6 protein-coding genes are annotated in these 7299 nt (G+C 66.1%); 2 read left to right on the forward strand and 4 right to left on the reverse strand.

The features are described from left to right. The first annotated feature begins 449 nt into the window (after positions 1 to 449). Both ACPDIX_RS14125 and ACPDIX_RS14130 read left to right on the forward strand, forming a co-directional pair. A complete protein-coding gene (locus ACPDIX_RS14125; RefSeq protein WP_423432447.1) occupies positions 450 to 1115 on the forward strand; it encodes a hypothetical protein in 666 nt (221 codons plus the stop codon). 280 nt (positions 1116 to 1395) lie between these two features. Further along, a complete protein-coding gene (locus tag ACPDIX_RS14130) occupies positions 1396 to 2184 on the forward strand; it encodes a hypothetical protein (protein ID WP_423432448.1) in 789 nt (262 codons plus the stop codon). Positions 2185 to 2609: 425 nt separating this feature from the next. Here the strand turns inward: ACPDIX_RS14130 and bioA are convergent, their stop codons facing one another. From bioA to hpf, 4 genes are all read right to left on the reverse strand, one after another. After that, entirely contained in the window at positions 2610 to 4094 is a 1485-nt protein-coding gene (gene bioA / locus ACPDIX_RS14135) for an adenosylmethionine--8-amino-7-oxononanoate transaminase (RefSeq protein ID WP_423432449.1), read from the reverse strand. A 14-nt stretch (positions 4095 to 4108) separates the two neighbouring features. Further along, complete coding sequence (locus ACPDIX_RS14140; RefSeq protein ID WP_423432450.1) at positions 4109 to 5356, reverse strand: aminotransferase class I/II-fold pyridoxal phosphate-dependent enzyme; 1248 nt, start codon at positions 5354 to 5356, stop codon at positions 4109 to 4111. Then, positions 5353 to 6720 carry an amidohydrolase family protein gene (locus ACPDIX_RS14145; protein ID WP_423432451.1) on the reverse strand — a complete coding sequence of 456 codons (1368 nt, stop codon included), beginning with the start codon at positions 6718 to 6720 and terminating at the stop codon, positions 5353 to 5355. The genes ACPDIX_RS14140 and ACPDIX_RS14145 overlap by 4 nt, the downstream gene beginning before the upstream one ends. 159 nt (positions 6721 to 6879) lie before the next feature. After that, positions 6880 to 7233, reverse strand: coding sequence for a ribosome hibernation-promoting factor, HPF/YfiA family (gene hpf / locus ACPDIX_RS14150; protein ID WP_423432452.1), 354 nt, complete (start codon positions 7231 to 7233; stop codon positions 6880 to 6882). Positions 7234 to 7299 lie beyond the last annotated feature (66 nt).

Consider the following 7299-nt stretch of genomic DNA (forward strand, 5'->3'; position numbering starts at 1 on the left):
CTCCGGGCGGGGATTCACGGGGTCGGTGAAAACGGGCTGAAGGGTGCGGTAGCTGGACGGTGGCGGGGTCGGGGACAGGCCCGGTGTTTCCAGCACCAGCCCAAGCTTCCGGTGGTGTCTCGTCGAGCACAGGTGACCCTCAGCGTTTTACTTCCCCGGTCGTTACGATGGGGTCGAAAAGCGACCTTTGAGCGGCTGGCCACTGGAAGGAGGCTTGAAAAGTGTAAACTTCGACTGACACTCTCCTTCTGCAATTAACGTTATAGTGTCGGTTTGGTTAACAGCCTGTCAAATGTCATTGTGCTGCCGGTTTTCCGACCAAAGTTGCAAGTTGCTGGACCGCAGTTCGATGTATTCGAAGCGACCATTCCTTTTCATGTTTGGCCTGGAACCAGCTATTTTTTTTGTGCACGCGGAGTAGCCGGAGGGACTGTCAATTGAACCGACACTTGATTTTGGTTGCGCTGATGGCGGGCGTGGTGGCTGCCATAGCCACGGAGTTCACGTTCGTGCCGAATGACAAGAACGGGGACCCGGACGATGTCTGGGACTTGGACCACAACTACTGGTACACGTGGGGGTTCAAGAACTTCGCCCTCCCAGAGGGCGAAACCATCACGGAGGCGGTTTTGACGATCCGCAACGTCAACAATTGGACTGCGGCTGAAAACGGCCAGAACTGGCTCCGCCTGTATCTGCTGGACACTGCGGAGAACCCGTACAACGGGCGGTGGGACCAGGGCAATCCGCCGGCCGGCCGGTTGCGTCGTTATGCCGACGCCGACAATGGCACCGACAACATATCGGGTCTGGCGTGGACGGCGAAGGTGCACATCGGCACTTACACGGACCACGATGGCGGCCCGGGTGGGGACGAGGTGACCTTGGTTTATTCGTTCGGGGCTTTGGGTATGCTTGATGAGCTGGAGGCGTACATTGCGAATGGGAACGATTTTGGGTTGGCGTTCGATCCGGACTGTCACTACTGGAACGATGGCGTGTTGTTCACGCTCACCACGGGGGCGCGCCATGTTCCGGACGGAGGCAGCACGGTATGGTTGATGGCTTTTGGGGTCGGCACGGCAGCCTGGGCCGGGCGACGTCGTTCGGCTTGAGTTTGCCGTCCACTCCGCTCCCGCAGCGCCACTCCGGACATCCCGCCGGGGTGGCGCTCTGCGGGGGGACGCAGCGAACTCTCCCTTCTTCCCCTTCCAAAGTCTGCGGGGTGTACGGCTGGCGTCTTTCTTCGGCATTCGACGCGGCGGGCAGGCTCGCCGCCGGTCTGATTGTCGGTCGGCGGAGAGTTTCCAGTTTACCTGAGGCAGGGTCTGCCGATATAGGAGCGGGCAGGAGGGCGGCCGCCGATGGGTTTGGGCGGACGCTTCGCTGGACCGTATGAGCAGCCGAGTGGGGATCCGGTGGATATGGATTCTGGCAATGTGGGTGCTGCTCGGGACCTTGTGGCCCGCAGGGTCCGCGAGCGGTGCGGAGCATGTTTTGCGCGTCAGCGACGGGGTGTCCGACCCGAACGAACCCTTTTATTTGACGGAGCGTCATTATTTCACGTGGGGCGTGCGTGGCTTCTCGCCCGGTCCCACCGAGGAACTGGAGGACGCGATACTGCTTGTGGCAGTGCCGCAACCGGCGGGTGTCCCGGCGGGGGCGGTTCGGTTGCGCGTTCAGCTGCTGGACACGGCCGAGAACCCTGAAAACGGGGTGCGCGACGAGGCAATGCCGCCGCGGGGGCGGTTGCGCCGTTACGATTGGGGAACCGTCGATCCGTCGCAGCGAGCGCGAGGCCCCGAGCTGTCCTGGACGACCCGTGTGGGTCTGCTGAACCGCATCCTGTCCGGGTCTGGCGAAACCGGCCGGCCGGTTCTGGTGCGGTACTCCCTGAGGGAACACGGGTTGTTGGAGTATTTTCGGACGTTTTGGTCTCATGGGTGGAATTTCGGGCTGGTCATGGATGCAGACGGGGAGTTGGGGCAGCCGCTGGTGCGTTTTGTGGTGGTCACTCGCGAGATCGCGCCGGCGCCGTTGGGGTCTTGGGGGCGCCCGGTGCCTAGGATCGGTGAGCGCTTCGTTCGGGTTCCCGAAGGGGGATCCACCTGGGTGATGTTGGCGGCCTTTCTGTGTGGTGCGGCCCTGTGGTGGAGTGTGCGCGGGCGTCGTCCGACACGGTGAGGGTCGCCGTCCGGGGTCGCCATCCGGTTCAGTTGATTCCTGCTGGCTTTCCTGACGTTGCCCGACCTTGCGGAGACCGGTGGGAAAGGGTCGGTGTTTTGGGGCCGGTGCCTGCGTTCCGATGGCGTATCTGCCAGCGCTGGCTTGGGTGCCTCGCCAGAGACGAGTGCCCCGGGCCGTGTGCTCGTCGGGACCGGCGCTGTTGCCCGATCCCGGCCCGCCTTTTGAAAGACTTCGTGCTTCACACGACGTTCCTCGTTTCCGGGGCCGGACGTCGCGCAGGTTGTGGAGCCGATTTCGGAGAGGAGGGCTTGGAGAGAAGGGCCTTCATGGGGCCTCCGGGGATGGGTTTACACCGGTTGGACCGAGCGAGCCGACGTCCGCTTGGGAACAGCCGTGCGGGGACCTGCTTCGGCGCGGGGGGGTTACGGTCGGGCACGGCGCCGGGTACCCGATCTTCCACGCGGCGGGGTCTTGCCGAAGACCTCTTCGCATGCCTCGGCGAGGGTGTGGATGATCTGCCGGACTTCGCGGGGCCGTGTGCAATAGGGTGGCATCAGCACGACGACGTTGCCGATGGGCCGCGTGAGGACGCCCCGCCGGGCCATGGCCTGGCAAACCCGGATGCCGGCCTGCTCGCGCAGGTCGAAGGGTTCGCGTGTGGTCCAGTCGCGGACCAGTTCCACACCCGCGACGAGGCCCACCTGTCGGATGTCCCCGACCTGGGGGACGGCCCAGAGTGCGGCCAGCTCCCGGGCCAAGCACTCCTGGAGTCGGATCCGTGCCCTGAAGGAGCCGCGGGATTGCAACAGCTTGAGGTTTTCCAATGCAGTGGCGGTGCCGAGTTGGTTGGCGGTGTAACTGTGGCCGTGGAAGAACGTTTTGAATTCGTCGTACCGGCCGAGGAAGGCGTCGAAAACCGCGCGCGTGGTGAGGGTGGCGGCCAGGGGCAGGTAACCGCCCGTGAGCCCTTTGGCCAGGCAGAGAAAGTCGGGTCGGACCTTTTCGTGCTGGCAGGCGAACAGGGGCGCGTGTGAGGCGGAGAGACGCCGTGGCTCCGGCAGGCCGGTGCGGCCGAAACCTGTCATGACTTCGTCGGCGATCAACAGCACGCCTTGAGCGCGCGCCAGTTCGCTGACGCGGGCCAGCCAACCCGCTGGTTGGGGGATCATGCCTGCGGCGCCCTGGATAAGGGGTTCGAGCACGAACGCTGCGTAGGGTTCACCGCGGCGTTTTTTCTGTTGTTCGAGGCGCCCGGCCACCGCGTCCACGCATTCCCACCGGCACTGGCGGTAGGTGCGGGCGTCGGCGCGTTCAGGTCGGGCGCGGTTGAACGGGCAGCGGTAGCAGTATGGCGCCATGACGGTATCGGTGGGGAACAGCAGCTTGCGCCAGGTGCGGTGGAAGAGCGGGATGTGGCCCAGGGCCACCGCGCCGAGTGTGTCGCCGTGGTAGGCACCCTCCAGGGAGAGGAAACGCGGCCGGGATCCGGGGCCGCGGGTGCGGCGGGTGAATTCGTAGGCGAGTTTCAGGGCCACTTCGAGCGCGGTGGAGCCGTCGTCGGAATAGAAGACCTTGGTCAGGGCTGGCCCTGAGGCGCGGGGCGTGCGGGCGGCACGGACCAGCTCGGCGGCCAGGCGTGCGGCCGGTTCGTTGGCCAGGCCGAGGGCGGAGCTGTGGGCGATCTTGCGCAGTTGGCGGGTCAGAGCGGCATTGAGTCGGGGATGGTTGTGTCCGTGGAGGTTGGTCCAGATGGAGCTGTTGGCGTCGAGGAACTCCCGACCGTGGACGTCGTACAGGCGCGATCCGCGGCCGGAGACGATGATGATGGGTTCCTGCCGCAGCCAATCGCGCATTTGCGTGAAAGGGTGCCAGACGTAGCGGTGATCGAGTCGCGCCAGCGGGTGCATGGCCGGGGCGGGTTTTATGTGGAACCGCGGCTGTTGGAGAAGCCGAACCGTTGTTGCAGATCCATCACCAGTGTGCGGAGCCGCTCGATGTCCCGGGGTTCGTGGGCGGCGCTGACGGTGATGCGCAGTCGGGCGGCCTTGCGGCCGACGGCCGGGTATCGAACGGCGGGGATGAACAGACCGGCCTGGCGCGCCGCTGCCGCGCAGGCCAGGGCCGTCTCGTTGTCGCCCACGACCCACGGGAGGATTGCGCTGGCCGGCGCCCGGGCTGTGGCAGCGGGGACCACGCCCCGTTCGGCCAGGATGGCAGCTGCGCTCCGAACATTCTGCCAAAGACGGTCTCGAAGCTGTTGCCCTTCGTTTCCCTGGACCAGTTCGACTGCGGCTCGGGCGGCTGCGACTTGGGCCGGAGGCGGGGCGGTGCTGAACATGAACGTGCGCGCCCGTTGAACCAGCCATTCGATCAACCGTCGGGAACCTGCGATGAATCCCCCCGCACTGCCGAGGGCCTTGCCGAGGGTTCCCATGTGGATTTCCACCCGCGCGGTGAGACCTGCTTCGGCGATGCAGCCGCTGCCCCCGGGGCCGATCAGGCCGGTGGCGTGTGCCTCGTCCACGAACAACCATGCGCCGTGGCGATCTTTGAGGTCCACGATCTCGCGCAGGGGCGCGCGGTCACCGTCCATGCTGAAGACGGACTCGGTGACGATCAGGATCCGCGGCCGGCGCGGTCCGACTGCGGCGGCGGTGCGTTGGTGGTCGGCCCATCGCAGGAGGCGCTCGAGGTCTGCGGCATCGTTGTGCCGAAAGACGCGGACGTGGGCGCCGGAGGCACGGGCGGCGTCCACCAGACAGGCATGTGCCAGCCGGTCCAGGAGGATGAAGTCGTCCTTGCCGACCAGGGCGGGAATGGTGCCCATGGCGGCGGCGTGGCCGGTGGCGAAAGTCAACGCGGCCTCGGTGCCTTTGAAGGCGGCCAGACATTCCTCCAGCTCATGATGGAGGGCGAGCGACCCACAGATCAGGCGGGAAGCGGTGCTGCCCGTGCCCCAGTCGCGTATTGCGCGGAGCGCCGCCTCCTGAAGTGCAGGGTGCCGCGCCAACCCGAGATAGTCGTTGGAACCGAAGTTGACGAGGAACCGTCCTTCCAACTGGAGGGTTCGGGCGTCTGCTGCGGCCACCGCTGTCAAGCAGCGCAGCAGGCCGGCTTGGCGCTGTTGTTCGAGCGCCTCCGCAAGGGGATCGTCCCAGGGTGGGTTCATGGGTGCGGACCGGGCTGGGGAGTGAAAGGAGCGGGTGAGCGTGGCGGCCACACCGGTTCGCCGCCGATGTAGACAGCCTCAACCGGTCCCCGGTGGGAGATGATCGCCTCGTAGGCCGCCCGTGCCGAGCGAAGCTTTTCGGTGCGGATCACCATCAGGTCGGCAAACGCGCCGGGACTCAGCTCCCCGGCCCGGCCCTTCAAGCCCAGGGCGTGGGCCGGGTGAAGCGTGACCATGCGCAGGAGTCGGACCGGTCCCAGCCAGGGCTGCGTGCGCCGCAACTCGTGGATTTCGTCGAACAGGCTCAGCTCCGGTGGGTTCCGCCCGGTTGGCACGGTTGCCAGGCTGTCGGTCCCCACGCAAATGCGCACACCGGCCTCGATCAACCGGCGCCAGGGGAAGGGCTGATGTTGGAAGTAGCGATGGCTTCGCGGGCAGTGCACCACCGTGACCTTGTGACGGGCCAGGAGGGCGGCGTCGCCGCGGCCGAGATAATTTGCGTGCACCGCCAGCAGGTTCGGACCGAGGTAACCGGCCCGGTGGAGGTGTTGGACGGGCGTGACCCCGCCGCAATCCTGCATGTCCCGATCATTGCGGCGGAGCCAGTCGTACATGGGCCCGGAGGCGTGGACGAACATGGCGAACTCTTCCCCGGACTCGGCGACGTGGGTCGTGAGCAGGAGGCCCCGTTGCCGCGCGGCTTCGGCCGACTGCCGCAACAACTCGGCTCGGGTGGAGTAAGGCGCGTGCGGCGAGAGACCGGCGCGACAGCGCGGATGCTGCCATTGTTCGATCCTGTCCAGGGCCTCGGCGAGGATCTGGGCGGGCTCCCGGCGGGCCCGGATGCCGGTCATCTCCAGGAAGGAAAAGACCCTCAAGGGCGTGCGGTTCCAACAGTCGGGCAACAACTCGGGCACCGCCTCCACGTCGGCGACCGTTGTGGTGCCGGTGCGCAGGAGCATGGCAGCGCCGTTCAACCATGAACGCCGGAAATCCTCGAGCGACCACCCGGCCTTGGCCAGGGTGATGAGCTTGATCCAATCCGTGAAGGATCGGCGCGGGGGGATCCGGCCGGCCATGTCGGTGTAATCGAGGTGACAATGTGCATTGACCCAGCCCGGCAGGATCAGGGCATCGCCAAGGTCCCGGACGGGCACGGACGGGTCGGGCCGGAGATCGCGAGCCGGCCCCACGGCACGAATTCGGTCGCCCTGAATCCACACCGCCCCGTCCCGGATCGGCGGCCGGACGACGGGCAGGACCCATGCCGCCCGGAGGATGAAGGCCGGTCTTTCCGGACTGCTGGCGACGGTGGACTTGCCTCTGCGGGCGAACCCGGTGGAGAGAGCTTGGGATGCGTGCATGGGGTCCTTGCTGCTGGGAGACCGCCTCCCGGCACGGGCGCACATCTGCGACGCCTGAAGCAAGGGTTCCTGTCGGCACCCGTTTTTGCCGGGCGCACCGGCACCGTACGGCTGGGAGCGCCCCGGCCGGGGAGGCCCGCAACCGGGGCGTTCGCGGGTTCAGGCCGCGGCCTCCTGCCGGCGGCGTTTGGACGCGGCTGCTTGCTTGTGCTTGCGCGCCTTTTGCTTGTTGTGGAGCTTGCGCGCCTGCTGCTCCAGCTTTTTCACCACCTTGTCAATGGCGGCGTAAAGATCATTTTCGCAATCCTCCGCGTACAGGTCCGGTCCCCGCACGCCGAGACGAATGGAGCAGATGAACTGCTGTTCCGCCGCGCGCGCGTGATCGCGTTCCAGAATCACGCGGGCGTCGACGGCGCGTTGGAGCAGGCGGCCCAGTTTTTCCAGCTTGCTCACGAGGTGGTTTTCGATCGCCTCGGTCAGCTTCAGGTTGTGCGTAGACAGAACCAGCTTCATACCGCCGTCACTATGATCCCATTGCCACAAAAATCCAGCGAAAGAAGGGAGATTGGCCCTTGTGCG

The sequence above is a fragment of the Limisphaera sp. 4302-co genome (assembly GCF_049537155.1).
In the GTDB taxonomy this organism is placed as follows: domain Bacteria; phylum Verrucomicrobiota; class Verrucomicrobiia; order Limisphaerales; family Limisphaeraceae; genus Limisphaera.